This window comes from Desulforamulus ruminis DSM 2154 (genome assembly GCF_000215085.1).
Taxonomy (GTDB): domain Bacteria; phylum Bacillota; class Desulfotomaculia; order Desulfotomaculales; family Desulfotomaculaceae; genus Desulfotomaculum; species Desulfotomaculum ruminis.
In genome coordinates, this window is record NC_015589.1 from 1,555,381 (window position 1) to 1,580,317 (window position 24,937).

General features: G+C 48.3%; 29 protein-coding genes, 1 pseudogene and 1 riboswitch. Of the genes and pseudogenes, 29 read left to right on the forward strand and 1 reads right to left on the reverse strand.

Annotated features, from left to right (window positions below):
- Positions 1-36: 36 nt before the first annotated feature.
- The 15 genes and pseudogenes from DESRU_RS07780 to DESRU_RS07845 all read left to right on the forward strand — a co-directional run bounded on the left by DESRU_RS07780 (position 37) and on the right by DESRU_RS07845 (position 10,327).
- Positions 37-657 carry a hypothetical protein gene (locus DESRU_RS07780; RefSeq protein ID WP_013841562.1) on the forward strand — a complete coding sequence of 207 codons (621 nt, stop codon included), beginning with the start codon at positions 37-39 and terminating at the stop codon, positions 655-657.
- The gene (locus DESRU_RS07785) at positions 612-2,084 is read left to right on the forward strand and encodes a NosD domain-containing protein (protein ID WP_013841563.1); all 1,473 of its coding nucleotides are present in this window, start codon (positions 612-614) and stop codon (positions 2,082-2,084) included. Before DESRU_RS07780 ends, DESRU_RS07785 begins: the two co-directional genes overlap by 46 nt.
- 2 nt (positions 2,085-2,086) lie before the next feature.
- The gene (locus DESRU_RS07790; RefSeq protein ID WP_013841564.1) at positions 2,087-2,590 is read left to right on the forward strand and encodes a nitrous oxide reductase accessory protein NosL; all 504 of its coding nucleotides are present in this window, start codon (positions 2,087-2,089) and stop codon (positions 2,588-2,590) included.
- Entirely contained in the window at positions 2,587-3,459 is an 873-nt protein-coding gene (locus DESRU_RS07795; RefSeq protein ID WP_013841565.1) for an ABC transporter permease, read from the forward strand. The genes DESRU_RS07790 and DESRU_RS07795 overlap by 4 nt, the downstream gene beginning before the upstream one ends.
- 10 nt (positions 3,460-3,469) lie before the next feature.
- On the forward strand, positions 3,470-4,402 hold the full coding sequence (locus tag DESRU_RS07800) for an ABC transporter ATP-binding protein (protein WP_013841566.1): 933 nt from the start codon (positions 3,470-3,472) through the stop codon (positions 4,400-4,402).
- Between the two features lie 150 nt (positions 4,403-4,552).
- A pseudogene (locus tag DESRU_RS21750) lies at positions 4,553-4,774 on the forward strand (cytochrome c biogenesis ResB family protein); the annotation flags it as partial.
- On the forward strand, positions 4,775-5,536 hold the full coding sequence (locus DESRU_RS07805) for a cytochrome c biogenesis ResB family protein (protein WP_238446390.1): 762 nt from the start codon (positions 4,775-4,777) through the stop codon (positions 5,534-5,536). It abuts the pseudogene before it with no gap.
- Positions 5,536-6,339, forward strand: a complete 804-nt coding sequence (ccsB, locus tag DESRU_RS07810) for a c-type cytochrome biogenesis protein CcsB (RefSeq protein ID WP_013841568.1) — start codon at positions 5,536-5,538, stop codon at positions 6,337-6,339. The genes DESRU_RS07805 and ccsB overlap by 1 nt, the downstream gene beginning before the upstream one ends.
- A gap of 50 nt (positions 6,340-6,389) precedes the next feature.
- Positions 6,390-6,947: a siroheme decarboxylase subunit alpha gene (ahbA, locus tag DESRU_RS07815; protein WP_081461989.1), complete on the forward strand. Its 558-nt coding sequence runs from the start codon at positions 6,390-6,392 to the stop codon at positions 6,945-6,947.
- Positions 6,856-7,326: a siroheme decarboxylase subunit beta gene (gene ahbB / locus DESRU_RS07820; protein WP_013841569.1), complete on the forward strand. Its 471-nt coding sequence runs from the start codon at positions 6,856-6,858 to the stop codon at positions 7,324-7,326. Before ahbA ends, ahbB begins: the two co-directional genes overlap by 92 nt.
- A gap of 152 nt (positions 7,327-7,478) precedes the next feature.
- Positions 7,479-8,177: a hypothetical protein gene (locus tag DESRU_RS07825; protein WP_013841570.1), complete on the forward strand. Its 699-nt coding sequence runs from the start codon at positions 7,479-7,481 to the stop codon at positions 8,175-8,177.
- A gap of 41 nt (positions 8,178-8,218) precedes the next feature.
- Complete coding sequence (locus DESRU_RS07830; RefSeq protein ID WP_041275673.1) at positions 8,219-8,482, forward strand: DUF362 domain-containing protein; 264 nt, start codon at positions 8,219-8,221, stop codon at positions 8,480-8,482.
- A gap of 31 nt (positions 8,483-8,513) precedes the next feature.
- Complete coding sequence (locus DESRU_RS07835; protein ID WP_013841572.1) at positions 8,514-8,981, forward strand: Fur family transcriptional regulator; 468 nt, start codon at positions 8,514-8,516, stop codon at positions 8,979-8,981.
- Positions 8,982-9,165: 184 nt separating this feature from the next.
- A complete protein-coding gene (locus tag DESRU_RS07840) occupies positions 9,166-9,936 on the forward strand; it encodes a GNAT family N-acetyltransferase (protein ID WP_013841573.1) in 771 nt (256 codons plus the stop codon).
- A gap of 25 nt (positions 9,937-9,961) precedes the next feature.
- A complete protein-coding gene (locus DESRU_RS07845; RefSeq protein ID WP_013841574.1) occupies positions 9,962-10,327 on the forward strand; it encodes an arsenate reductase family protein in 366 nt (121 codons plus the stop codon).
- Between the two features lie 74 nt (positions 10,328-10,401).
- On the opposite strand, the gene DESRU_RS07850 is transcribed toward DESRU_RS07845, so the two are convergent.
- A complete protein-coding gene (locus DESRU_RS07850) occupies positions 10,402-10,587 on the reverse strand; it encodes a hypothetical protein (RefSeq protein ID WP_013841575.1) in 186 nt (61 codons plus the stop codon).
- A gap of 196 nt (positions 10,588-10,783) precedes the next feature.
- On the opposite strand from DESRU_RS07850, the gene rbr reads away from it, so the two are divergent.
- The 14 genes from rbr (at position 10,784) to speD (ending at position 24,789) form a co-directional block, all read left to right on the forward strand.
- Entirely contained in the window at positions 10,784-11,317 is a 534-nt protein-coding gene (gene rbr, locus DESRU_RS07855) for a rubrerythrin (protein ID WP_013841576.1), read from the forward strand.
- Between the two features lie 117 nt (positions 11,318-11,434).
- A complete protein-coding gene (gene ychF / locus DESRU_RS07860; RefSeq protein WP_013841577.1) occupies positions 11,435-12,535 on the forward strand; it encodes a redox-regulated ATPase YchF in 1,101 nt (366 codons plus the stop codon).
- 120 nt (positions 12,536-12,655) lie between these two features.
- Positions 12,656-13,969, forward strand: coding sequence for a BaiN/RdsA family NAD(P)/FAD-dependent oxidoreductase (locus tag DESRU_RS07865; protein WP_274377002.1), 1,314 nt, complete (start codon positions 12,656-12,658; stop codon positions 13,967-13,969).
- 12 nt (positions 13,970-13,981) lie between these two features.
- A riboswitch (SAM riboswitch) is annotated at positions 13,982-14,091 on the forward strand.
- A 112-nt stretch (positions 14,092-14,203) separates the two neighbouring features.
- Positions 14,204-14,899, forward strand: coding sequence for a Vitamin B12 dependent methionine synthase activation subunit (locus DESRU_RS07870; protein WP_143758760.1), 696 nt, complete (start codon positions 14,204-14,206; stop codon positions 14,897-14,899).
- The gene (locus DESRU_RS07875; RefSeq protein WP_013841580.1) at positions 14,889-17,288 is read left to right on the forward strand and encodes a homocysteine S-methyltransferase family protein; all 2,400 of its coding nucleotides are present in this window, start codon (positions 14,889-14,891) and stop codon (positions 17,286-17,288) included. The genes DESRU_RS07870 and DESRU_RS07875 overlap by 11 nt, the downstream gene beginning before the upstream one ends.
- A gap of 20 nt (positions 17,289-17,308) precedes the next feature.
- Positions 17,309-18,934: an ASKHA domain-containing protein gene (locus DESRU_RS07880; protein WP_013841581.1), complete on the forward strand. Its 1,626-nt coding sequence runs from the start codon at positions 17,309-17,311 to the stop codon at positions 18,932-18,934.
- Between the two features lies 1 nt (position 18,935).
- Complete coding sequence (locus DESRU_RS07885; RefSeq protein ID WP_013841582.1) at positions 18,936-19,187, forward strand: hypothetical protein; 252 nt, start codon at positions 18,936-18,938, stop codon at positions 19,185-19,187.
- A 53-nt stretch (positions 19,188-19,240) separates the two neighbouring features.
- Positions 19,241-19,363, forward strand: coding sequence for a hypothetical protein (locus DESRU_RS21465; protein ID WP_013841583.1), 123 nt, complete (start codon positions 19,241-19,243; stop codon positions 19,361-19,363).
- Between the two features lie 186 nt (positions 19,364-19,549).
- Positions 19,550-19,765, forward strand: coding sequence for a hypothetical protein (locus DESRU_RS07890; RefSeq protein WP_013841584.1), 216 nt, complete (start codon positions 19,550-19,552; stop codon positions 19,763-19,765).
- An 88-nt stretch (positions 19,766-19,853) separates the two neighbouring features.
- Positions 19,854-20,249 (forward strand): ATP-binding protein, encoded by a 396-nt coding sequence (locus DESRU_RS07895; protein ID WP_013841585.1) that lies wholly within the window; start codon positions 19,854-19,856, stop codon positions 20,247-20,249.
- A 75-nt stretch (positions 20,250-20,324) separates the two neighbouring features.
- Positions 20,325-20,513, forward strand: coding sequence for a ferredoxin (locus DESRU_RS07900; protein ID WP_013841586.1), 189 nt, complete (start codon positions 20,325-20,327; stop codon positions 20,511-20,513).
- A 159-nt stretch (positions 20,514-20,672) separates the two neighbouring features.
- Positions 20,673-21,881 carry a glycosyltransferase family 4 protein gene (locus DESRU_RS07905; RefSeq protein ID WP_238446391.1) on the forward strand — a complete coding sequence of 403 codons (1,209 nt, stop codon included), beginning with the start codon at positions 20,673-20,675 and terminating at the stop codon, positions 21,879-21,881.
- Positions 21,882-21,931: 50 nt separating this feature from the next.
- On the forward strand, positions 21,932-24,115 hold the full coding sequence (locus tag DESRU_RS07910; protein WP_238446392.1) for a hypothetical protein: 2,184 nt from the start codon (positions 21,932-21,934) through the stop codon (positions 24,113-24,115).
- A gap of 290 nt (positions 24,116-24,405) precedes the next feature.
- Positions 24,406-24,789, forward strand: a complete 384-nt coding sequence (gene speD, locus DESRU_RS07915) for an adenosylmethionine decarboxylase (RefSeq protein WP_013841589.1) — start codon at positions 24,406-24,408, stop codon at positions 24,787-24,789.
- The last annotated feature ends 148 nt before the right edge of the window (positions 24,790-24,937 follow it).

A 24,937-nucleotide genomic window follows, 5' to 3' on the forward strand; every position in this document is an offset into this window, starting at 1 on the left:
CCGGCTATTTTTACCCGCCCTGCAAGGGAGAGGAGAATGATGGTGATAAAATTTTTATATGGCAGGCTTAACAATACGGGTAGAATCTTGTATTTGTTGGCTGCTGTTTTACTTGGAGTATCTTTGTTCTTCCCTTGGTGGTCCATGGATTTGGTGGCACCCCAGTATCCGGAAGGACTGAATATGAGTGTTTATGCCCACAAGATTGGCGGCAGAATCGACATTTTAAATAATCTTAACCATTATATCGGGATGAAGGAAATTAATGAGGCAAATTTTCCCGAACTGAAAATAATTCCCTGGGTGGTTGGCAGCGTAGCTTTTCTAGCAGCACTCACCGCATGGTTACGGCACAACGGACTGGCTATTTTTACCACCGTTGCGGCTTCCTTTGGCGGTGCCCTGGGACTTTATCGTATGTTCCACTGGCTGCACAAGTTTGGCACCGACCTGGACCCTAATGCGCCCATTAAAATCCCTCCCTTTGTACCGCCGGTTATTGGAACCAATAAGCTGGCTAATTTTATGACCTATACAGGGTTTGGCCTGGGCGGCTATTTACTGGGAATCGCAATATTGCTTATGTTTATCAGTCTTTGGAGGTTCAGACAGTGGGACGAAAAATCCTCCTCTGCTTCTTCACAATCCTCCTGCTAACTTTGGGGAGAGCCGGCCCGGTGGCCGCCGTTACCGTCGAGGTCAAACCCGGGGAACCGGTGGGCACCCTCCAGCAGGTTCTGGAGGAAGCCAAAGACGGGGATACCATTCAAGTCCATCCCGGCCATTACCGGGGAGGGCTTGTAATAAAAAAGGCGGTCTCTTTGATTGGCGTGGATCATCCGGTCCTTAACGGGAATGGAAACGGAGATGTGCTGACCGTTCTGGCCAACGGTGTTACGATTAAAGGCTTTACCATCACCGGCAGCGGCAAGCAATTGGAGCAGGCGGACGCGGGTATCAAGTTAAAATCGGTTCAGAGAGTAACCATTGAAGGCTGCCGTCTGGTAAATAATCTTTTTGGACTCTATTTAGACCGGGCAACGGACAACATTATCACCCATAACGAGATTAAGGGAAGGCAGAAGAAAGCAGCCGCCCAGGAGGATGAAACGGAGGAGCCGTTGGCCGGCCTACATGCGGGTTTCGCCGGTGAGACGGGGGATGGCATCCATCTGTTTGCGGCTTCCGGAAATAAAATTAATCACAATGTCATTACCCAAACCCGGGATGGTATTTATTTTAACTATGCCCAGGGCAATCGTTTAATCGGCAACAAAATTTCCTTTGTCCGGTATGGCATTCACTACATGTACTCCGACGAGAATTACTTTGAGCAAAACTTGCTGACCGATAATGTGGCCGGAGCGGCGCTGATGTTTTCCAAAGGCATTGTTTTAAAAAATAACGTTTTTGCTCACAGCAGGGGTCACAGGGCCTACGGCATTTTATTTGCCACTTGCGACCACAGTGTGGCCCAGGGCAACTTAATGGTGGACAATACCAGGGGGCTGTTCTTTGACACATCCCTGCATAACGTCTTCCGGGGCAACCTGCTGGATCGCAACGATGTGGCACTGGATTTAATCTCCAGTTCTTCCGACAATTTATTTGTGGAGAACAATTTCATGGATAATCTCCAGCAGGTGGCCATGATAACCGGACGGGTAGGGGACGGCAACCGGTTCTATGCCCAGGGTAAGGGCAACTACTGGCATGATTACCGGGGATTTGACCTGGACCGGGACGGTATCGGGGATATTCCGCACAAAACCGGCGATCCCTTTACTTATCTCATGGCAAAATCCCCGGCAGTTCGCTTGTTCCTTAACAGTCCTGCCGCTACGGCCCTGGAGTTTTCCGAGAGGATGTTTCCGGTCATTGATATACCAAAGGTAGAGGATCGCTATCCTTTGTCGAAACCAGCCCGGATGGAGCCATTGGATTTTGCCTACCAGAAAAAACCCATAGGCAATCATTGGTTGGGATGGTGCTCTCTCTTAATGTTTTTGATCGCTCTGGCCATTTTCAGCTGGGCCTTTGGTTTACATCGCAGGTACTGGTATTGGATTTCAAGGAGTGAATAAGCATGTTGAAAAAAATGATATTGTTCTTTGGACTATGTCTGGTTTTAGCCGGCTGTTCGGAAAAGGAAGTGGATGTTGCCGCCCATCCCATCGATCCCTCTCTGGATATTTGTCATGCTTGTAAAATGAGCATTGTGGACCTGCATTTTGCGGGTCAATTCATTGACAGCCAAGGGCAGGTGTTTAATTTTGACGACATAGGCTGTATGATTTCTTACTTGAAAAAAAACAGCGATACAGAGAAAAACCTTAAGGCCGTCTATGTCACGGATTATCAGACGCAGGAATGGCTAAAGGTCGATAAAGCCTATTTTGTCAAAGGACGATTGGACACCCCCATGTCCTCGGGAATCGCAGCTCTGTCTAAAAAAGCAGAGGCGCAGCAATTGGCAGATCGCATTGACGGAAAACTGCTCTCCTGGGAGGAAGTCAAGGCAGCCCATCAGCCGAAGCCTAAAACCCATCAACCGGATACTGACCGGCAGACAGAGGGAGAAGAACGGTGAGTCAGCTGGAAAAAGGGATCCAAACCACCCGCTTTAGTCTGGGCAATGTGTTGGCGGTGGCTAAAAAAGAAATGCTGGAATCCATTCGCAGCCGCTGGTTAACGATCTTTGCAGCCGTATTCGGCAGCCTGGCTCTACTGATTTCTTTTTTCGGCATGTCGGGGTTGGGATTAGGCGGTTATCAGGGTTTTAACCGGGTGACTGCCAGTTTATTGAACCTGGTGCTTTATCTGCTGCCGTTGATCTCGTTGGTAATGGGCGCATCCACTGTGGCCGGAGAGAAGGAAAGTGGGTCCCTGCACGTGCTGCTGACCCAGCCCATTCATAAAAGTGAGGTTATTACCGGAAAATTTCTCGGCCTTTCCTTATCCCTTATGACAGCTATTTTTGCGGGTTTTGGCGGGGCTGGTCTGCTGATGACCTGGAAAACAGGGCTTTTAAATGTGGGGGACTACTTGGTATTTGTTTTGCTTTCTGTGGTATTGGCACTAGTATTTTTAGGTTTGGCAGTTCTTATCTCTGTTCTTTCCCCTAGGAGATCCCAGGCTTTGGGACTGGCCATTTTGGTCTGGTTTATGATGATCCTGGTTTATGATTTTCTGGCTATTGGCGTGGCTTCCCTGCAGGAAGTGACTGTGGTGGTACCGCTGCTGCTGACGCTGTTATTATTAAACCCCGCCGATATGGTACGGGTTTTGGTCATCCTGCAGTTGGGCGGGGAGGCCACCTTTGGGCCGACCTTGGCAGCATTAACCCGTACCTTGTCCAAAGGAACCGGTGAAATTTTACTAATCATTGCTCTCCTGTTGTGGATTTTTGTACCTGTGCTGTTGTCGATAGTAGTGTTCAATAGAAAACAGGATTATTAGGTGAGGAAATATGAGTACTGAAAATAATATTTTGGAAGTTCGCTCCATCAATAAAAGCTATGGGAATTTTTCAGCGGTCAATGGAATTTCTTTTCAGATCCCCAGGGGAGAAATCTTTACTTTATTAGGTCATAATGGCGCCGGCAAGTCCACCCTGATTAAAATGATTTTGGGTTTGGTCAGTCCCGATGCCGGTGAATTGGTGATCGACGGCTGTACCTATGAGCAGAATTTATTAAAGATTAAAAGAAAGGTTGGTTATCTGCCGGAACGCATGAATTTTTACGATAATTTAACGGCCTGGGAAACCCTGCAGTTTTATGCCCAAATAAAGGGTTTAGGCAAAGAACGGTGCGAAGAAGTGCTGGAAGAGGTTGGCCTGAAAGAAGCCATGCATAAAAGGGTAGGAACCTACTCAAAAGGCATGCAGCAGCGTTTAGGTCTGGCCCAGGCCATTATTCACCGCCCTCAATTATTAATTTTGGACGAACCTACTACCGGGCTGGATCCCTCGGGTGTCTGGTGGCTGAAAAAGATGATCCGTGATTGGAACCGGTCGGGAACCACCGTTCTCTTTTCCTCTCATAACCTGGATGACGTTGAGGAATTGGCTCACCGGGTGGCAATTCTATGTCGGGGTCAAATGGTTGCTGCCGGTACCATCCGGCAATTGCAGGATCAATACCATTTAAAAGTTACCCTGCAGGTGGAATTAGCAGAGCAGCTTGCCGCTCACGGTTTAAGGCTGCTTTTAGACAGCGGACTGCATTGTGTGAAAGGAGAGCAAAACCGGTTGATTGTTACCTGTAATTTACATGAGAAGGGAAAAGTACTGGAGGGCTTGCTGGCAAAGGGTATTCGCTTTACAGATTTTAAAGTGGAAGAGCCCGGTTTGGATGTGATTTATCAAGAGGTGATCAGGCAGAAGGACCTGCCGGCCTAAATGAATCATCCATAGAGACATAGATGATTCGAAAAACAGATTAAAGCATTTGGATGAATACCAAGGAATCCATTACGGAGTGAGCCTATGTTTAAAAGCGGTAATGACAGCAACCCCGGGGAAAATGAATTTTTTAGGTTTCTTTTCTCGATGAAGACGGGACTTTTTCTTTTACTCTTGCTAGCTGCCCTAGCCTCCATTGGCAGTTTCATATCACAGGGGCAGGAACCGGCTTACTACGTGAAACATCAGGGTAAATTTCTGGGATCAATCATCTTGATGTTGTCCTTGAATAAGGTTTACAGTTCGTGGTGGTTCATCGGTCTAGGGCTCTTTTTATGTATCAATGTGCTATTTTGCTCAGTACAGAGAATGAAAAAGATGACCGATTACAAGCAATTCGGCTCAGTCATTTTACACCTAAGTATTTTAGTGATTTTTACCGGGTCGCTCATTTCCGGTTTAACGGGTAACAAAAGTTACATTGAACTGGGCGTAGGCGACTCGGTTCAACTTGCGGATAGAAACTTCCCTAATATAAAGCTGAAGGTAACAGATTTCAAAATTGACTTTTACGAAAACCATGAACCAAAGCAATACCAGAGTAAATTCTCCCTAACCACCGAAGCAGGCAAAAAAGTACAGGGACAAATCAGTGTTAACCATCCTTTTACAAGGGATGGAATAAAGATCTATCAGCAAAGTTATGGTTATTTAATTCATGGCCAGGTAGAGGTAGCCGGTAAAGCGGTATCCTTTGAGTTGGCTAACGGCAAGGAAATTCTTCTGGATGCAAAACAAAAGCTTCATTTAAAAATCCTGTTTATTCCTGACTTTGACGAGCAGGGTAAAACGCTGCAGAGCAAAACGCCCATGCTTCGTAATCCCAAACTGGTCTGCGCCTTGGTTAAAGGCAAAGAGATCCTGGCTGCCCGGGACTTGGCTCCAGGAGAGACCAAAGAACTCCGGGGCTATCCGGTTACTTTTTATAGTTACCGGTATTTCACGGGACTAGAGGTGAAACGGGATAAGGGTACAGCCGTGGTTTTTAGTGGTTTTGCCCTGTTGTTAGGGGGCCTTGCTGTACGCTACCTGGTACCGTACAAAAACAAGCGGCGGGGGGAGAAGCCATAATGGAGACAAATCTTACCGGTACAGCCTATATCTTGCTGCTAATAGCCTTTTTTTTAAGTCTAACCTCTGTCTACAGGCCGAATAAAAGCAATAGATTAATGCCGGGGTGGCTTATAACGGCAGCCTTTATTTTTTTAACCTTGTCCTTGATCGCCAGGAGCCTGGTGGCGGGAAGGCCGCCCTTTGCCAATATGTACGAATTTACTTTGCTTTTTGCCTGGGGGATCCTGCTGTTTTTCATGGTGATACGAGGGACTGTATCATCAAGGTTATTGACTTTGCTGGTTTTATTACTGGAATTGATGATTCTATCTTACAGTGCGCTGTTGCCTTCGGAGGCGATGCCTCTGATTCCGGCCTTACAAAGCGCCTGGCTGGCGTTCCATGTTTTAGCGGCCATAATTGCTTATGGCGCCTTTGGAGTTTCCTGCTGTCTGGGAATCATCTACTTACTAAAAGAGAGATATCCCCAAAAGAAACTTTATATTTCACTCCCTTCCCTTGACAGGCTGGATGATATTCTGCATAGGTCGGTAGCAGTGGGATTTCCTTTCATGACCCTGGTTTTAATAACCGGGGCGGTATGGGCTGAGGAAGTCTGGGGCAGTTGGTGGAGTTGGGATCCCAAAGAAACCTGGGCACTCATCACCTGGCTTATTTACGCAAGCTATCTGCATGCCCGGAAAACCCGCGGCTGGCGAGGAAGAAAATCGGCGATTGTGGCGGTTGTGGGCTTTCTGGTAGTGCTTTTTACTTTATACGGAGTGTCTTACTTGCTGCCCGGCAACCACAGTTATATTTAAATCTATAATGGTCAATAAGGTTAGAGTTCAAGAAAAAATGGGGTGAGGTAATGAGTTTAGATGCCTGTGATAAACAATTGCTGAATCTGATACAGAATCAGTTTCCCCTTATAATAGAACCTTATAAGGAGATTGGACGGCAACTCCATATTTCCGAAGCAGAAGTCCTTGAGAGATTACAGAGAATGCTGGATGTCGGTATTATCCGCCGGTTTGGAGGCGTCTTTGATTCTAGGAAATTGGGTTATAAGGGAACATTGTGTGCCCTTAAAGTACCCGCCCACCGTATTGAAGAAGTAGCCCAGGTGGTCAACCGCTACCCCGGTATTACTCACAATTACCTGCGTGACCATGGGTATAACATGTGGTTTACCGTACTGGCAGAGACACCGGATAAAGTAGAAAAAATAGTAGGGGAAATCAGTGCTGAGAGTGGTATCAGCGATGTGTTGAATTTGCCTGCAGAAAGGTTTTTTAAATTGATGGTTCATTTTAAAATAAGTGAGGTGGATCAGGATGACCGATTTGGAGAAAAAGCTAATCCGGCACCTGCAGTCCGGCTTACCCCTGGTACCCCGCCCTTTCGCAGAACTGGCAAGCCAATTTGACCTAAACGAAGCCGAAGTGTTGGCCAAAGTGAATGATTTTAAAAAGAAGGGTTACCTAAAACGTATTAGTCCGGTCCTAAGCCATCAAAGGGTAGGCTATCTGGTCAATGCCTTGGTTGTTTGGCGGGTGCCGCCGGAAAGCATTGAAGAAGTGGGCCAAAAACTGGCCCGGCAACCGGCTGTTTCCCACTGTTACCAGCGAAAAGTACAGGCCCACTGGCCCTATAACCTATACACCATGATTCATGCACAAACCGGCAGAGGGCTTTACAGTGTAATTAAAACCATGTCAGACAGTGTGCAAGTAAATGATTATCTGATTTTAGTTAGTACCAGAGAATTAAAGAAGAGCAGCATGCAATATTTCTTTAATGATTAATACAAAAATTCTTTGGGAACATAACAATTCCCAATCCTTTTAGACGATTTATAAATATTTTATATTTTTTTATAAAAATTTTAAAATGGTTTTAATAGCTGTTTATAACCTTTTCTTATAATGACTTCATCAATAACAAGGAGGTCGTTATCATGAACAAGGTTAAATTTTTATACGATGTGGTTAGCACATTAAAAGAAAAGGAGTCTTTCCGAGGCGTTCTGGCAGTGGAGGGAAGTAGGAACCAGGATAAGATACTGGTGTTTAACAATGAATTTGAAAAGAGCCAGTTGAATGGCCGAACCAAGGCAAAAGTGCAACTGGAATTGGATTGTCAAGGAAAGAAAATAAAGCACGAAAGCAGCACCGAGTTTGATCTGCAGGATTGCCACGGGCACCGGCATCATGGCTTTTGGCATCCTATGCGTCACGGCCATAGCCATGGAAGTCACCATGGACCCTTTTGTGATGGCGACGGTGCAGTCGGCGGCGGGCGGTTTAAAGGAAAACTCTCCAGGTTGGCTTTTTTCCTGAACGTATTAAACAGCATGGAACTGGAAGAGCAGGACGATAAAAAGATTGTTTTATCCTTGAATTTCGATCAGATCCCTGGAGATATGAAAAATTTGATCCAGAGGAAAATGCAGCATCATAAAATGCACCACAGCCGTGATTTCCAGCAAGCGTCCAAAGAATTCTCCGGCTTCGAGCCCTCCGCGGTGAAGTTGACCATATTGGTTAATCAAAATAAAGATATGGAAAAGGTTGTGTTGATTGCTGAGGGGAAACAGCAAGAAGAGGCCGCAGTGAACGATGTAAAATTGAACGCAGAGCTTCGTTTGGATTGGTAAGACTCAATGGAGGCGAATTGGGATCGGAGTGGGTACAAAATATGAGAGGACGCTTGCGTGGAGCAAGAGTGAAGGCAACGGAATATATTATAATCAACACCCGGCTTTGCCGGGCCTGTTGGAAATGCATCAGGGCTTGCCCCAGGGGAGTCATCGGAAAAGTTGATTTCTTGTTTCATAAGCACATTCGCTTGATTGAACCGGATCTGTGTGTTGGCTGCGGTGCCTGTGAAAAAGCCTGCCCGGAAGGAGCTATTGCAGCCTTGAAGCGCTCCAAGAGACAGGGAGACGATCAATTTTGTTGAGGCGGGGCATCGATTTCCGGGGTGATGAAGTGTGGAAAATGTTATTTCCCTTGTGGAGGATCGTTTAAAAAACGGTCAATGGAAACTGACCAACCGCAGGAAACATATTTTAACGGTACTGCTGGAAAACAGGGGCAAACATCTGAGTGTTGAGGAAGTGCACGGCCTGGCAAACCAAAAAGCGCCTTATGTGGGACTGGCCACGGTATACCGGACTCTGGAGCTTTTTCTGCTGAATGATGTGGTACAAAGTATGGATTTTGGTGACGGAAGAAAACGGTATGAGCTTTGCGATCCCGGTTCCGGCGGTCAGCAGCATCATCACTTAATCTGTATCCGCTGTGGCAACGTGGTTGAATTCAGCAGAGACTTATTGAAGGGCCTGGAACCCGAGTTGAACATGAGATACAAATTTAAGGTGGAGACCCTTCAGCTGAATGTCTTTGGATTTTGCCGGAAGTGCAGACCGGAAAAGGGAAGCCATCAAGGGACCGTGTAAACAACGGTTCCTTTTTATTTTATGTTTTAAATAGATTCTTTGGAAATATGACATTCTGTTGTCATATTTTAATTGTATAATGACTAAGAGTTTAGGAATTTTAGGGTTACTGTGATTAGGTTATAATAGCCGTAATACTAGCAATATGCTTACGGTGCCTTACAAAAGAGAGCGCGGAGGAGATATGCAGGAAACCATTGAACTGATTACTCTGAACCAGGAAAATATTGCAAGAGAACATATTTGCTGTGCTTTGGCCGATAAAAAAAGTGAAAAAGGGATCAGCCTGAAAAAGGAATGGTTAAAAAGCCGCTTTGCTGAAGGATTAAAGTTTATAAAAGCCAATGTGCGGGGGAAGGTATTTATTGAGTATATTCCTGCGGAATTCGCCTGGAGCCCTATTACTGCCCCAGATTACATGTTTATCAACTGTCTTTGGGTAGCGGGCCGGTTTAAGGGCATGGGGTTGGGGAGTCGGCTGCTGGAGGAATGTATAAAGGATGCTAAAGATAAAAATGGCATCGTTATTTTATCCAGCAAAAATAAAAAGCCCTATCTAGCGGATAAAAAGTTTTTATTAAAAAAAGGATTTGTAGTATGTGATACCGCCCCGCCCTTTTTTGAATTAATGGTAAAAAGATTTAAGGATGCGCCGCTGCCCCGATTTAAGGAAAATGCCCAAAAGTTAAGGATTGAAGGGAAGGAGGATTTGTCCATTCTTTATACCAATCAGTGTCCCTTTACAGAGTCCTATGTGCAGGAAGTGGAGGAGGCGGCAAAAGAGTACAATTTAACTGTAGGAAAGAAAAGAATCATTTCCCGGGAAGAAGCGCAAAATTGCCCTTCACCCTATACTACCTACAGCATTTATTATAAAGGGTTTTTTATAACCCATGAAATTCTTAGCAAGGATAAATTTATGAAAATAATGGATAACCTATTAGTAGTTAAATAAAAATATTTAAAGAGGAGTTGCCATGATGGAATGGGTCTTATTTGATTATCCCGGGTGAAGCACGGTGAAAAAGGCCAAGGATTGGCTTAAACAAAGGAATATTCCCTTTAAGACCAGGCATATTGTCCATGAGGCGCCGAGCAGGGATGAAGTTAGAGAACTGCATCAAAAAAGCGGCTTGCCTTTAAAAAGGTTTTTTAATAGCAGCGGGATCAAATATAAAGAACTGGGTTTAAAAGATAAAATTCCTCTTTTAACCGACGAAGAACTTTATGAATTACTAGCTTCCAACGGGATGTTGATTAAACGGCCCATTATAACCGACGGTCAGAGAGTATTGGTGGGATTTAAGGAAAAGGAATGGCAGGAGGTCTTCGGCGGCCAGAGCTAGAATTTGGCCTGAACATCAAAAACCGACTCCAGGCCGGTTTTTGACGAACAGAAATCGTTCTTATTCCTGTTGGGTTAGAACTCTTCTTGGAATCTCAGGGTATTATGTTCCACCAGATCAATGGCGCCCAGCAAAACATGAGCTAAGCCAAATCCAGCGATACCCCAGCCCAAAACGGGGTTTGCAGCACGGATAGCCAAACCGGCGGTTGTAACGGCGGCACCTAGTATGGTGGGAACCATTCCTTCGCGTACTGTCATATCAACACCCCTTTTGTAAGAGTTTATTTTATTATGATCCTTAAGAAACTTTTCATACCGGGCAAGCTATGACAAAAAGATGAACTTAGGCTTAAAATAAAATAAAATGAAAGGAATAAAGCCTAAGGCAGCGAATTGAAAAATATCTCTGAAGTTTTATTAGAGAATCTATATAACTAAAAGGAGGATTTGAAAAATGGAATTAAAAGGAAGCAAAACTGAAGCAAATTTAAAGGCAGCTTTTTCCGGCGAAAGTGAGGCCCGGAACAAATATACCTATTGGGCCAGTGCAGCTAAAAAAGAAGGCTATGAGCAAATTGCCGCCATCTTTTTGGAAACCGCCGATAACGAAAAGGAACACGCCAAAAGATTATTTAAATTCCTGAAGGGGATTACCGATACCAAGACTCATCTTCGGGAGGCCGCTGCCGGCGAGAATTATGAGTATACCAGCATGTATAAGGATTTTGAAAAGATTGCCCGGGAAGAAGGTTTTAATGAAATTGCCGATGTGTTCCGGGAAATCGGCGAAGTGGAAGAGGAGCATGAAAAACGTTATCTGGCTCTGTTGAAAAACCTGGAGGAAGGGAAAGTCTTTAAGCGGGATCAAGAAGTAAAATGGAAATGCCGTAACTGCGGGTATGTGCATACGGGCAAGGAAGCTCCGGAACTTTGTCCCGCCTGTGCTCATCCCCAGGCCCACTACGAATTGCTTTGCGAGAATTATTAATCCAGCAAGGCCGGGAAATCCTTCCCGGCCTTTTATTATGGCACAGTGGAAAACCGGAGGCCTATGTGGTAAAATCCTTTTGTGGTGTTATGAAATTTACAGGAGTGATACGTTTAAATGTCAACGAACCTGACCAGCGGAATCATTGGATTACCCATGGTGGGGAAAACCACCCTCTTTAATTTGCTTACCAACTCCAATCAGGAGACCTCTAATTTCTTAAGCGGAAAAACCGAGACTATTACCGCCTCCGCCCGGGTGCCGGATAAACGCATTGATTATTTGGTTGAAATGTACAAGCCCCGAAAAACCACCTATGCTCAAATTCAATTCAGCGAAGTACCCGGACTGGTCCGGGGGGCCAGCGAGGGCAAAGGCGTTGGAAATCAGTTTTTAAATGCCATTCGCAATGCAGATTTGCTTGTGCACGTGGTCCGGGCTTTTAACAACGGGGACGTACCCCATGTGGAAGAAGAAATTAACCCCTTGCGGGATATTGAAACCATTGCCGTGGAAATCCTCCTGGCCGATATGGACCTGGTGGAGAAGCGCATTGCCCGCATTCAGTCCGGTAAAAAAATTACCAAAGAAAATGCCTTTGAGTTGGAAGTATTGAAAAAATGTCTGGCTGCCCTGGAAGAAGAATCTCCCATCAGCCAGTTGAACCTCAGTGAGGAAGAAAAATTGACCCTGAGAAATTATGCCTTCCTTACGGAAAAACCCATGATGCTGGTGATTAATATTGATGAGGATCAATTCCGTGCCGGAAGCTACCCGGGCCAGGCGGAAGTTGAAAAATACGCGGCTCAGAAAGGGATTGCCGTTCTGCCCGTCTGCGGCCGGATGGAAATGGAGATTAACCAACTGCCGGAGGAAGACAAGCAATTGTTTATGGAAGACCTGGGCATCAGTGAGCCTGGTATTGATCGTTTGGCCCGGGCTGTTTACGATTATTTGGGGCTCATTTCCTTTCTGACTGCCGGGGAAGACGAGGTACGGGCCTGGACCATTAAACGTCAAACCGATGCTAAAAAAGCCGCCGGGAAAATCCACTCGGATATCGAGAGAGGATTTATCCGGGCTGAAGTGGTTGCCTTTGACGATTTGACCTCGGCCGGTTCCATGGCCAAGGCCCGGGAAAAGGGCATGTTCCGGTTGGAAGGGAAGGATTATCTCGTCCAGGACGGAGATATCATTAATTTCAGATTTAACGTCTAAATACAGGCCCGGCCCGCGTCCGGGCCGTTTTTATACCATTGGTCCTAGAATGGGTTATATGGAAGGATCGATGGTGTTAAGCTATATTCAACAATCATTGATTAAAGAAATCGGGAGACGGTGTATTTGCGTAAGGATTATGATGTTGTGGTGGTAGGCGGAGGTCCGGCGGGCATGATGGCTGCCGCCAGGGCGGCGGAATGCGGGGCGGCAGTCCTGCTGCTGGAGAAAAACCGGCAGTTGGGCAAAAAAATGTTAATTACCGGTGGCGGACGCTGCAATCTGACCAATGCCGCCGATATACCGGAAATGGTAGATAATATTCCCGGTAACGGGAGATTCGTTTACAGCAGCCTGCACCGGTTTTCCGGCCAGCAGGTAAGGGCTTTCTTCGGCAAGCTTGGGATTAAAACCAAAGTGGAGGATCATGGCCGGATTTTTCCTGTAAACAACCGTTCCGGGGATGTGGTGGGTGCGCTGGAAAGATACCTTCGCCAGCTTGGTGTGCGGGTTCGTTTGGAAACCGGCGCCAAGGGTCTGGTGGTTGAAAATCATCGCTGCCAAGGAGTGGCCGCCGGTGAGGAAGTGTTTACAGCCGGTGGGGTCATTGTGGCCACCGGGGGTCTCTCCTATGCTCATACCGGCAGCACCGGAGAAGGACATCGGCTGGCTGAAGAGGCGGGACACCGCATAACCGCTCTTTTTCCCGCCGCGGTAGCCATAACCTGTTCTGATGGGTGGATTAAAGGGAGAGCGGTACAGGGGCTCTCGTTGGAGAATGTGAATCTAACCCTTTATAATGGTAAAGGGAAGCGACTGGCCGCGGAATCCGGAGATGTCATCTTTACCCACTGGGGCCTTTCCGGACCCGGCGCCCTGCGGGTTGGCCGGGTTGTTGCTCTGGAAAAACAGAGGGACCCGGCGGCTGTTTTACAGGGCAAACTGGACTTATTTTCAGAGCGAACCGCCCGGAATCTGGAGGAGGATCTACAGCAATGTATTTCGGCGGCTGCTAAAAAATCCGTGAAAAATCTGATAAGCTCCTTATTGCCCGAACGTTTGGTTAAAGTTTTATTAGACCTGGCAGAAGTGGCTCCGGAAACACCGGCCGGCGAAGTGATAAAGGCCCGCTGGAATACTTTGATTTCCCTAATGAAAGGGCTGCCCCTGCAGGTTACCGGCACGAGGCCCCTGGAAGAAGCCACCGTGACCGGCGGCGGCGTCAGCATTAAAGAGATCAATCCCCGCACCATGGAATCCACAAAGATAAAAAAACTTTATTTTGCCGGGGAAATTTTAGACGTGGATGCGCATACCGGCGGGTTTAACATGCAGGTGGCTTTCAGTACCGGATATGTGGCCGGTGAAGCAGCGGCCACAGCTTTAAGAGAAACTCTTGACGAAGTAGACTCGGTTGGTGTAAATTACGATTAATATAAATAGTGAATCTTATCAAGAGTGGTGGAGGGACTGGCCCTATGAAGCCCGGCAACCGGCCAATCATTCTGGCGGCGGTGCCAACTCCTGCAGGACTGCGCGGTCCTGAGAGATGAGTCTCGGCCTGAAGGACGTAATTATTACGCCCCGGACTCATCCGTCCGGGGTGTTATTTTTACAATAAAATGCTTATGATAACAAGAAGCCCCATTTTTTTATGTATGGAGGCGGATGATGCTGCTTTCGCAAATACCGGTAAGAGTTAAATATCAGCAGGTGCTCCGGATGATGGGTCAGCCTGCCGCCGAGGAACTGTCTGCTCAGAACCTGGAAAAAATTAAACCGCTGCTAAACCTGGGGCAGTCTCTGCTCCATGCCGCAGCCTTTTTTTCCATGCATCATTTTTGGCTGGAGGAAAATATTCTCCGGGTGAATGAACGGGTGTTCCACCTTGCCGCCCCAAGCAATGAACTGGTTCATTGCCGACAGATCAGCGTTATTGCCGTTACGGCCGGGGAGGAGATCAGCAGGCAGGGAGAGCGGTTTATGCATGCCGGCGAAATGACCGCGGCTTTCATCCTGGATGCGGTGGGGACGGTGGCGGTGGAAGAGGCGGCCAACTATACGGTAAACCTGATTGCCCGTCAACAAAGATTGCAAGGCTTACATCCCACGCCCAGATTTTTGCCCGGCTGCCGTGGTTTTTCCTTACAGGATCTGCCCGCCCTATTGAGTCTGGCCAAGGGGGAACGGCTGGGCATCACCTGCAATGATCACTTTCAGATGACTCCCGTTAAATCGCTGGTTTTTCTGGTGGGTTGGAGTGCCATAGAATACAAGCTTGCCTCAAAATGTGCGGCTTGCCCAAAGAGGAATTGTCAATATCGTCAAAGCAGCATGGAAGGAGAGAATCAGATTGTCCTTTAAAGATAGAGTGCAACGGGAAATATTGATTGTGGACGGCGCCATGGGCACCCTGCTGCAGGAAAGGGGGCTTCCTGCAGGCTGGTGTCCGGAGGAATGGAACGTCAGCCACCCGGAGGTGATAAAAGAGGTTCACGGTCTTTATCTCCGGGCCGGGGCCGATATTATAACCACCAATACCTTCGGGGCCATTCCTTTAAAGCTTGAGGAATATGATATGCCGGACCGGGTCCGGGAATTTAACCTGGCCGCTGGCCGGCTGGCCAGGGAGGCCGCCAAACCCTTCGGAGCCATGGTGGCCGGTTCGGTGGGGCCTCTGGGAAAATTTTTGCAGCCCCTGGGCACCTTGAGCTTTGATGAGGCTTATCAGCAGTTTTTGGTTCAGTGCCGGGCTTTAGTGGAAGCCGAAGTGGATTTAATTCTTTTTGAAACCTTTGGGGATATAGGGGAAATGCGGGCGGCCCTGATTGCTGCCGCCGATGCGGGCTCTGTCCCGGTGGTGGCCAGTTTTACCTTTGATGAGAGCGGCCGTACCTTTACCGGCACAGACCCGGAAACCGCTGCGGTGGTGGCGGAAAGGCTGGGTGTGGCGGCGGTGGGGGTGAATTGCTCCGTAGGTCCAAGGCAGTTGGAGGGAGTGGTCCGGCAGTTAACCCGGAGCACCAATTTACCGGTCTTGATTTCTCCCAATGCCGGTATGCCCGAAATTGTGGAAGGGCGCACGGTATTTCGGGAGACGCCGGAAGTGCTGGCCGATTATGCGGCTCGTTTTGTGGATTACGGGGCCTCTCTGCTGGGGGGCTGCTGCGGAACCACGCCGGAGCATATCAAGGCTATTAGCCAGGCGGTAAAGGATTTAGAGATTAAAACAAGGAATAAATCCTTTGGGCTGCGGGTTGCCAGCAGGGTTAAAACCGTTGCCATTCACCCGGCCGGAATGCCGGTGGCCATTGGTGAACGCCTGAATCCCACCGGCAAAAAGGCCCTGCAGGCTGAAATTAAGGAAGGTAAAACAGAAATCACCCGCCGTGATGCCTTGGCCCAGGTGGAGGCCGGGGCGGAAATACTGGATGTTAACGTGGGTGTCGGAGGGGTAGACCCCATTGCGGCCATGGAAAGGGCCATTCATGCGGTGCAGGTTTTGGTGGATGCGCCTCTGTGTATTGACAGCACCGACCCGGCGGTCATTGAACATGCCCTAAAACTATACCATGGCAAAGCGATTATTAATTCCGTTAACGGTGAAGACCAGAGTATGGAAACCATCCTTCCCTTGGCCAAACGATACGGAGCGGCATTAATCGGCCTCACCCTGGACGAAAGAGGCATTCCTCCCACCGCCGAGGAAAGACTGGCGGTGGCCGGGAAAATTGTGGCCAGGGCGGAAGAAATGGGGATTCCCAGAGAGGATATCATGATCGACTGCCTGGTGCTGACGGTCAGTGCCCAACCGGAAGGGGTTCCGGAAACCCTAAAGGCCATCTCCCTGGTAAAACAGGAACTGGGGCTTGCCACCAGCCTGGGGGTCAGCAATGTGTCCTTTGGGCTGCCGAATCGCAAATTAATCAACTCCGCTTTCTTTGCCATGGCCCTGTCTGCCGGTTTGGACGCCGCCATTTTAAACCCCCAGGAGGAGCGGATGATGGAAACCCTGCGGGCATCCGCCGTTCTAACGGGCAGGGACCTTCGGGCTGAAAAATATATTGTCCGGGAGCAGGTCCGGGCTGAAGCTCCGGTAAAGCAAAAGGAAGACGAAAAAAAAGCCTCTACTCCCCGGGAGATATTATACCGGGCGGTGTTGTCGGGGGATAAGGACAATATTATCCGCTATATAGAAGAAGCCCTGGGGCAGGGCATGGGGCCTCTGGAAATGCTGGACAAAGCACTGATTCCCGCCATTGAAGAAGTGGGCCGCAGGTATGCCCAAGGCGTTTACTTCTTGCCCCAGTTGATTATGGCCGGAGAAACCATGACCAAAAGCTTTGAATGCCTTCGTCCGGCATTGGCCAAGGGTCTGACCAAAAAAGTTGCTACCGTTGTATTGGCTACCGTTAAAGGAGACATTCATGATATCGGTAAAAATATTGTCTCGGTGATGCTGGCCAACCATGGTTTTGAGGTCATTGACCTGGGTAAAAATGTAGATAACCAGCGTATTATCGAGGCGGTCCGGGAACATCGGGCCGGTTTGATCGGTTTAAGTGCGTTGATGACAACCACCATGATTCACATGCCGGAACTCATTAAAGATGTAAAGGAAGCCGGACTGGCTTGTAAAGTGATGGTGGGGGGAGCGGCGGTTACGGCGCAATACGCCAAAGAGATTGGCGCCGATGGCTACGCCGAGGACGCTGTGGAAGCGGTTCGCATTGCTAAGGAATTGATAAGTTAAGATTTTACGGGGATGATGGATTGTCTGCCAGCAAAGTAAGGGTTACCTTTAAACCTCATAATGTGGAGATTGCCGTTCCTGCGGGCACAACCATTCTTGAAGCCGCCCGACAGGCGGGTGTTCCCCTGACCGCACCCTGTGGCGGCAATGGCCGGTGTGGCGGGTGCCGGATTCAGACTGCTTCCGGGGAAGAATTCCTGGCCTGCCGTACCAAGATTGATCAACCGCTGACCATTCAAATGGGCGGGGATCAGATGGTTGTCCTGGAAGAAGGAGAACCCCGGGCTTTTATCCTGGAACCCGCCGTGCTGGCAGGTCCCGCAGGGGCTTTGCGGCATCAAGCCGGGATTCCCCTGCGGGATTTGGCGGATGGGGCGGAAAAACCCCTGGGCATGGCCGTGGATTTGGGCACCACCACCATTGTGGGGTATCTTTACGATCTTTATAGCGGTCGGCGTCTCGGAGTGATGCCGGTGGTCAACGGACAGAGAATCTATGGCGCGGATGTCATTTCCCGGCTGGCCCATGCCATCAAAGGACCGGATGCCTACAGAGAACTGCGGGGAGCGGTGCTACAGGACCTGAATCAATTGTTCCTGGGATGTTGTGAACAGGGGGGCGTTAGCCCCCGGTTCCTTAGGGAAATTGTGCTGGTTGGCAACCCGGCCATGATGCATCTGGTTTTGAATTTACCGGTGGAGAGTTTGGCTGCGGTGCCTTTTTGCCCCTATGAGCCAGGGCCTTTTTACCGGACGGCGGAGGAACTGGGCCTAGAATCGGTTTCCCGGGCAATCTGTTATTTTCCGCCCTTTATCGGAGGATTTGTTGGCTCGGATGCTCTGGCAGCAGCCCAGGTGCATGGTTTTGGGGAGAGGCAAGAGACCCTGTTGCTGGTGGATATTGGCACCAATGGAGAAATCCTGCTGCAGTTTGGCGAGCAGTTGCTGGCTGCATCCGCCCCCGCAGGCCCTGCCCTGGAAGGTGGCAACATTGCCTGCGGTAAAACCGCCGTCACCGGCGCCATCCATAAAGTAACCATGGATTATGACGTCCATCTGGAGGTCATCGGCAGTGCAAAGCCCACCGGAATTTGCGGCTCCGGTTTGGTTGATGCGGTGGCGGAAATGCTGCGGCTGGGAATTATAAAGAGTGACGGTGAGCTGGTCAAGGCTTCCGGGCTGCCGCCCATTACTTCCTATAAAATAAAGCAACGGCTGGTAACCGGTGCCGACGGACTGAACCAATTGATGTTGACCGATAAGCTTTATCTTCATCAAAAGGATATCCGGGAAATCCAGTTGGCCAAAGGCGCTGTGGCAGCCGGGATTCAAGTGCTCATGGATGAGGCGGGAATAGGCGAAAAAGAGCTAAACAGCCTGCTGTTGGCCGGGGGCTTCGGCAATTACCTAAACCCTGCCAATGCTCTAAGAATGGGTTTGCTTGGTTTGGCGCCCTTGCATAAAATCAGGCAGGTGGGCAATGCCGCCGGTTCAGGAGCCTGTATGATTTTATTATCCTATCCCGAAAGACAGCGAGCGGAAAAATTAAGTCTGCGCTTTAAACATCTGGAATTAGCCGAAGATTGCCGCTACCGGCAACAATTTATCAGCCAACTGAACTTTCCGGAAAAAGAGTGTGGGGTGTAATATGGATCAAAAAAAGCTATTTATCCATACCCTGGGAGTTTTCATTACCATTACGGCCATTCAGGCCTTTACGGTTAAGACGGGATTTAGTGGTGGCTGGTTAGAGCTGGCCAAAGGGGTTTTATATCAGGATTTGTTGATTAAATTGCTGATTTCTTTGCTGACCGGTTTTATCATTGTTAAGATCCAGAGAAAAAAGAGCCAGGCAATGCCTAAGAAAAAATTGGTACGGGGTAAAAATGGAAAAAAATAACATGTTTGATAATAACACCTACGGATAAAAATAGTACGGGAGGTGTTACATTGATGGCTAAGGAAAAGCGCGCCAACAAGGCCCAGGAAGAACTGGAATCCAGCGCCAACGATTGTGCGGATAACTGCAGTTCATCCTCCGATGGCTGCGGCAGCATGTCCTCTGACTGCGAATAGTAACGCTCTTGGTTGAAGAACGGGGCAACCCGTTCTTCTAAATTTTTATACAGTAACCGACCATTTTGGCGTCTTCCCGCAAAAAATCCCGGACAACTGTTTATAAAGGATGAATCTTGCTATAATAAAGCAGGGAGTGCAGTCACTCCGTAACGGGTAGTTAATTGGTTAATTTGGAGGGTTACCATGACTGTTAAACTGTTTTTAAAAACGGAAACAACCAAAGGAACCGGCAAAGAGATTGTCAAATTTACCTGGGGTGCTGTAAATAATGCGGGCAGAGTCTTTTATGCCAATAGTGAACTGATGAGTGTTGAGGATTTTTTAAAACTAAAAGAGTTATTTGCCGGCATTGGGCTGGATGAAGAAAAGAGGGTGGATACCGGAAGAAATCATTATTAAAGGATAAAAGCAGGCTTTTACTTGACAATATAATTGGGATGTCATTCGGTTAAAATAAAAAATAACTTATTGCATGAGGAGTCGAAGCATGAATAAAAGAAAAATTGTAAAAATTGACCAGGATCTCTGTAATGGTTGCGGCAAGTGTGTTTCTCCCTGTGCTGAGGGAGCCATTGAACTGGTAGACGGTAAGGCTACCGTCCGGCGGGAGGAACTATGCGATGGAGCCGGTTTTTGCTTAGGGACCTGCCCCACCGGGGCCCTGTCCATTGAGGAGCGTGAAGCACCGGACTTTGACCACCAGGCGGTGGAAGAACATTTGAAAAACCGGGAGAAAAAAGGCACGGGGCTGCCTCCGGGAGTGGAAATAAAATGTCACCGGTGTGGTGCTGAGGATCACCAACAAGCCCTCATCCCCATGCGTTTAAATGGAGAAAGCACCTGGACCTGTACGCGCTGTCTGCCTGCTTTAATTCATGGTTAAAAATCTCCAGAAACGGGTATAATTTCCGGTGTTGGCAGCAACAATAAGGTTGCTAAATTGAATGGAGGTGTTACCATGAAAGCAGTGGTAGACCAGGACCTTTGCATTAGCTGCGGGGCCTGTATTGATGTTTGTCCCGAGGTTTTTGACTGGAATGACGACGATAAGGCGCATACCATTACCGATGAGATTTCCGATGGGCAGGAAGAGCAGGCCAAAGAAGCGGCAGAAGGGTGCCCAACCGAAGCAATTAAATTAAATTAACAGCATGACCACCAGCGATGGTGGTCTTTTGCATGAAAGCCCTATTTTTTGTTCTTTTCCGGGGAAGGTAATAAACAAAGGACGGCGAATACACAAAAGAATGTATAAAATGGATAGCCTTGGGTACTTGTGGAAAAGATAACCATATCTTCGGCAGGGGTGACACCATTGTCTAAAATAAAAGTATTACATGTGGTAAGGCCCGCCGCCGGCGGGATGAAAAACCATCTGCTGGATCTGGTGAGGCTTACAGATCATACCCGGTTTGATGTTACGGTGGCTTGCCCTCAAGACAGTCTATTGTGGGCGGAACTTGCTGCCCTGGGGATCAAAACCACTCCCATTCCATTGGTTGGGGAACTCTCACCGCTTAAAGACTACGCCGCGGTTAAAAGCCTGGTTAAGTACCTGCATTCTTCCGGAACGGTTATTTTGCATGCCCATAGTTCCAAGGGAGCCTTGGTGGGCCGTTTGGCGGCAGCCATTGTTAAAACGCCGGTGGTGGTCTTTACCGCCCATAACAGCATTTTTTACGAACAGTGGCCCCGCTGGAAAAAGAATTTATTTGCCATGGTGGAGCGCTTTTTAGCCCGTCTTACGGACCGCATCATCACCGTGTCGGATGCGCTAAAACAGGAACTTATGGAACAGGAGAGTTTGCCGGCCAGGCAATTGACAACCATTTATAATGGCATTGAGACGGATAAATTTAATCTGAAACTGGATACGCTCACGGTCCGGCAGAGTTTGTCCATTCCGGAACTGGGACCGGTTATTGGCACCATCGCCCGTTTGGCCCCCCAAAAGGGTGTCAGTTATTTTCTTAAAGCAGCTTCCCTGTTAAAGGATTATCAGGTGAATTTTCTGGTGGTGGGGGATGGTCCCCTGAGAGAGGAACTGGAGCAGGAGGCAGCGGAACTGGGACTGAAAAACAGGGTGACCTTTGCTGGCCGGCGTGAAAATATACCGGAAATATTGGCTACCCTGGATATTTTTGTCTTGCCTTCGGTTACGGAAGGACTGCCTCTTACCATTCTGGAAGCCATGGCTGCCGGTAAACCGGTGGTGGCCACCCGGGTAGGCGGTATTCCCGAGGCCATTGTGGAAGGAAAAACCGGTTTGGTGGTACCGCCAAGGGATCCCGAGGCCTTGGCCATTGCTCTGGCAGGCCTTTTAGGAGAGCGGGAACGAATGCTCAGAATGGGCAACTGCGGTCGTAAGCATGTAACGGAAAAATTTACGGTTCAGGCCATGGTAAATAAGACCATGGAACTTTATCAGCAGTTAATGGGAGAAAAGAAACTCGGTATTCCGTCCAATCCCATTTCAACCGAAGGCAAGCAACACAGAACAGATGTGGAGGGATGAGATTGGGGCATTCTTACTGGCATAAAATTCTTGCCGGTTTAATTTTATGTATGGTTATTTTTTTTGCCCCTCAGAGGGTCATCGGGGCTGAATCCACTGCCGGGGCGGAACGGGTGATCCTGGTAATCATCGATAAAGTGAGTATCGATGATTACCAAGAGCAGCCGCTGGTCTACTTGAAGGGTCTGACGGAACGGGGTTCCGTGGGTTTGCTGAACAACAACACCGGTTCAGGCATTTATTCCGAGCATACCTACCCTTCCATCGGCGGCGGAGCTCATCTGGTTGGCAGTGGGGAGGCTTACAGCGGCTTTGGCAGGGAGGAAGAATTTTTAAATTCCACTGCCGCCGAGGAATATTTAAGACGTACAGGAATAGAATCCCCGCCGGCAAGCATTGTACAATTGTCTATTGGAAAATTGCAGCGTCTTAATCAAGCTTTGCGTTATCCCGCCCAGCCGGGCGCCCTGGGAGAGAACCTGCACCAGGCCCATTTAAAAACAGCCGTTATTGGTAATGCCGATACCCCGGGCGTGCAAAGGCGCCTGGCCACTACCATCAGCATGGACAGCCGGGGTTTGACCGATTGGGGCGTGGTGGATGAACAAGTGGTGAGGCACCAGCCCGAGGTCATGGGCGCGTGGCGTACGGATTTTGATGAGGTAATGAAAAGAATTCTTGAATATCGGGAAAAGGGGGCTTCCCTGATTGTGGTTGAAACAGGGGACGCTACCCGTATTCATGAAGAAAGGGACAAAGGAACCGATCCGACCTATGCCCGCCAGCGGGCCCAGGTTTTATCCGATATCGACGGCTTTGTGGGGAATTTACTGGAAAATGTGGATTTAACCAAAGAAATATTGCTGGTGGTGACACCCACTCCTACCAGCAACGCCTTAAAGCAAAGCCAGAATTTAACTCCGGTTTTTGCCCTGGGGCCGGGATTTGCTCCGGGAACCCTGTTAACCTCGGGGACCACCAAGCGGGACGGTATTGTGATGAATACGGATATTGCTCCCACGGTGCTCAAGGCACTGGATCTCCCTTCCTCAGTGGATATGTCCGGAAGGTCCTTTTTGTCATCCGATATGCAGTTTAAAGGAAATCCTTTTGATTACCTGATTGATTTAAACCAAAGCCTGGTTACCACCTATCAGGCCCGTTCGCCCCTGCAATCGGCCTATGTGCTGGTGCAGATCATTGTTTTGCTGGTGGCCCTTTACGGCATCTTTTTTAAACGGCATATGGCCGAAATCATTAAACCTTTTTTACTTTTGGTCATGGCTGTACCCCTGGCCGAACTGCTGATGCCGCTGCTGCCCAATCCGTCCGTGGCGGTTATGGCTTTGGAATTAATCGTCATGACCTCGGTTATAGCAGGTCTGTCGATCCTGGCCAACCGGAGGCTGGGATTGGCTCCCTTTATTTTTATTTGTATTGCCAGCGCCGGTATTATTTTAGGAGATATCCTCAATGGATCTTACCTGCAGAAACAAGCTTTACTGAGTTATGACCCCATTGTGGGAGCGCGCTTTTATGGCATCGGCAATGAATATATGGGTGTTTTAATTGGCTCTCTGATTATTGGGGTTACGGCCTCCATCCAATACTGGGAAAAATGGAAGAAGCCTTTCATTGCCCTTACCGGTTTTATCTTTCTGTTTGCCATCTATACCATGGCTGCTCCCCATTTGGGAACCAATGTGGGTGGCGCCATTGCCATGACTTCGGCCTTTTTAGTAACTTTTTTCTTATTGGTGGGAGTGCGTCTCCGGCTCCATGTCCTGTTGCTGATTGGCTTGCTGGTTCTGGGAGCTGTAGCCGGTTTTATCGCCTTTGATTTAACCCGGCCGCCGGACCTGCGTTCCCATATGGGCAATACCGCTGCCTTGATTCTTGCCTCCGGACCGGAACAGGCCTTGGAAATTATTCAGCGCAAGTGGCAGATGAACATGAAACTGCTGCGCTATACCGTTTGGAGCAGAGTGCTAATCTTGAGTCTAGCTGTTCTGGCCTTGTTTTTCTACCGGCCCCGGGGCATTATGGAACACATCCGTAAGAAGTACGCTTATCTGTTCAAAGGATTTATTGGAGTGGTAACCGGTGCCTTGGTGGCTTTCGCCTTTAACGATTCAGGCGTTGTAGCTGCAGCCACCACCATGATTTTCGGAGTTCCTCCCCTGGCTTATTTGATCCTAACGGAACAAAAGACCCGAGGGAAGGAAGCAACGTAAAATCTTTTGAAAATCCGAGTTATTTGCCAACTACCCCGGCCACGGACATGGCCGGGGTAGTTGCATTTTAGAGAAAAACCCGCCGAAAAGTAAGGGAAACAGACCTATTTCGTGAAATATGGTGTTATTAAGGTAATAAGCCAAATAAAGGTATATTTTTAGCATAATTTTATTGACAATCGAGAAGTTTATGCTAAAATTGATTTTGGTTGGAATTGGCCGGCCTCAAAAGAACCGGAGGCTTGTTGGTTCCAATCATTTTATGAGCGAAATGGAGGAGGATAACAAAAATGAAACCTTTGGGCCGCCATGTCTTGGCTGAAATCTATGGCTGTGAATTTAATATCCTTAACGATGTGAAAAGAGTTGAGGAAATTATGGTGAACGCAGCACTGGAATCGGGGGCTGAGGTCCGCGAGTTTGTTTTTCACAAATTTAGTCCGCAGGGAGTTAGCGGGGTTGTCGTAATTAGTGAGAGTCATTTAGCCATCCATACCTGGCCGGAACTGGGTTATGCCGCGGTAGACGTCTTTACCTGTGGCGATACAGTAAATCCCTGGGATGCCTGTAACTTTTTAACCAGAGAATTTGGCGCTAAGGACATGGCTGCTCAAGAAACAAAAAGGGGAATCCTGCCTGGGATGGAGCCTCGTTTGGTGGCTGTAAACTCATAGGAGGGATTTTTATTAGTACCAAGCGTAGTAAAGACTAGCGGGCCTTGCCTATTAAAGAGATAGAGCGAGGCCCGCTGGTTTTTTTGTGTCCCCTTAAGGGAGGAAATTACCCCTTGTTTAACGAAATAAGAATAAGCGAAGCACCAGT

Bases quoted from the DNA above. Each gene is read 5' to 3' on its own strand.
- DESRU_RS07790 (WP_013841564.1), top strand. From the start codon at position 2,087: ATGTTGAAAAAAATGATATTGTTCTTTGGACTATGTCTGGTTTTAGCC.
- DESRU_RS07830 (WP_041275673.1), top strand. From the start codon at position 8,219: ATGAGAGGACGCTTGCGTGGAGCAAGAGTGAAGGCAACGGAATATATT.
- DESRU_RS07805 (WP_238446390.1), top strand. From the start codon at position 4,775: ATGAAAAAGATGACCGATTACAAGCAATTCGGCTCAGTCATTTTACAC.
- ychF (WP_013841577.1), top strand. From the start codon at position 11,435: ATGTCAACGAACCTGACCAGCGGAATCATTGGATTACCCATGGTGGGG.
- rbr (WP_013841576.1), top strand. From the start codon at position 10,784: ATGGAATTAAAAGGAAGCAAAACTGAAGCAAATTTAAAGGCAGCTTTT.
- DESRU_RS07885 (WP_013841582.1), top strand. From the start codon at position 18,936: ATGGATCAAAAAAAGCTATTTATCCATACCCTGGGAGTTTTCATTACC.
- DESRU_RS07890 (WP_013841584.1), top strand. From the start codon at position 19,550: ATGACTGTTAAACTGTTTTTAAAAACGGAAACAACCAAAGGAACCGGC.
- DESRU_RS07895 (WP_013841585.1), top strand. From the start codon at position 19,854: ATGAATAAAAGAAAAATTGTAAAAATTGACCAGGATCTCTGTAATGGT.
- DESRU_RS07910 (WP_238446392.1), top strand. From the start codon at position 21,932: ATGGTTATTTTTTTTGCCCCTCAGAGGGTCATCGGGGCTGAATCCACT.
- DESRU_RS07870 (WP_143758760.1), top strand. From the start codon at position 14,204: ATGATGCTGCTTTCGCAAATACCGGTAAGAGTTAAATATCAGCAGGTG.
- DESRU_RS07900 (WP_013841586.1), top strand. From the start codon at position 20,325: ATGAAAGCAGTGGTAGACCAGGACCTTTGCATTAGCTGCGGGGCCTGT.
- DESRU_RS07850 (WP_013841575.1), bottom strand. From the start codon at position 10,587: ATGACAGTACGCGAAGGAATGGTTCCCACCATACTAGGTGCCGCCGTT.
- speD (WP_013841589.1), top strand. From the start codon at position 24,406: ATGAAACCTTTGGGCCGCCATGTCTTGGCTGAAATCTATGGCTGTGAA.
- DESRU_RS07780 (WP_013841562.1), top strand. From the start codon at position 37: ATGATGGTGATAAAATTTTTATATGGCAGGCTTAACAATACGGGTAGA.
- ahbB (WP_013841569.1), top strand. From the start codon at position 6,856: ATGACCGATTTGGAGAAAAAGCTAATCCGGCACCTGCAGTCCGGCTTA.
- DESRU_RS21465 (WP_013841583.1), top strand. From the start codon at position 19,241: ATGGCTAAGGAAAAGCGCGCCAACAAGGCCCAGGAAGAACTGGAATCC.
- DESRU_RS07800 (WP_013841566.1), top strand. From the start codon at position 3,470: ATGAGTACTGAAAATAATATTTTGGAAGTTCGCTCCATCAATAAAAGC.
- ahbA (WP_081461989.1), top strand. From the start codon at position 6,390: ATGAGTTTAGATGCCTGTGATAAACAATTGCTGAATCTGATACAGAAT.
- ccsB (WP_013841568.1), top strand. From the start codon at position 5,536: ATGGAGACAAATCTTACCGGTACAGCCTATATCTTGCTGCTAATAGCC.
- DESRU_RS07825 (WP_013841570.1), top strand. From the start codon at position 7,479: ATGAACAAGGTTAAATTTTTATACGATGTGGTTAGCACATTAAAAGAA.
- DESRU_RS07840 (WP_013841573.1), top strand. From the start codon at position 9,166: ATGCAGGAAACCATTGAACTGATTACTCTGAACCAGGAAAATATTGCA.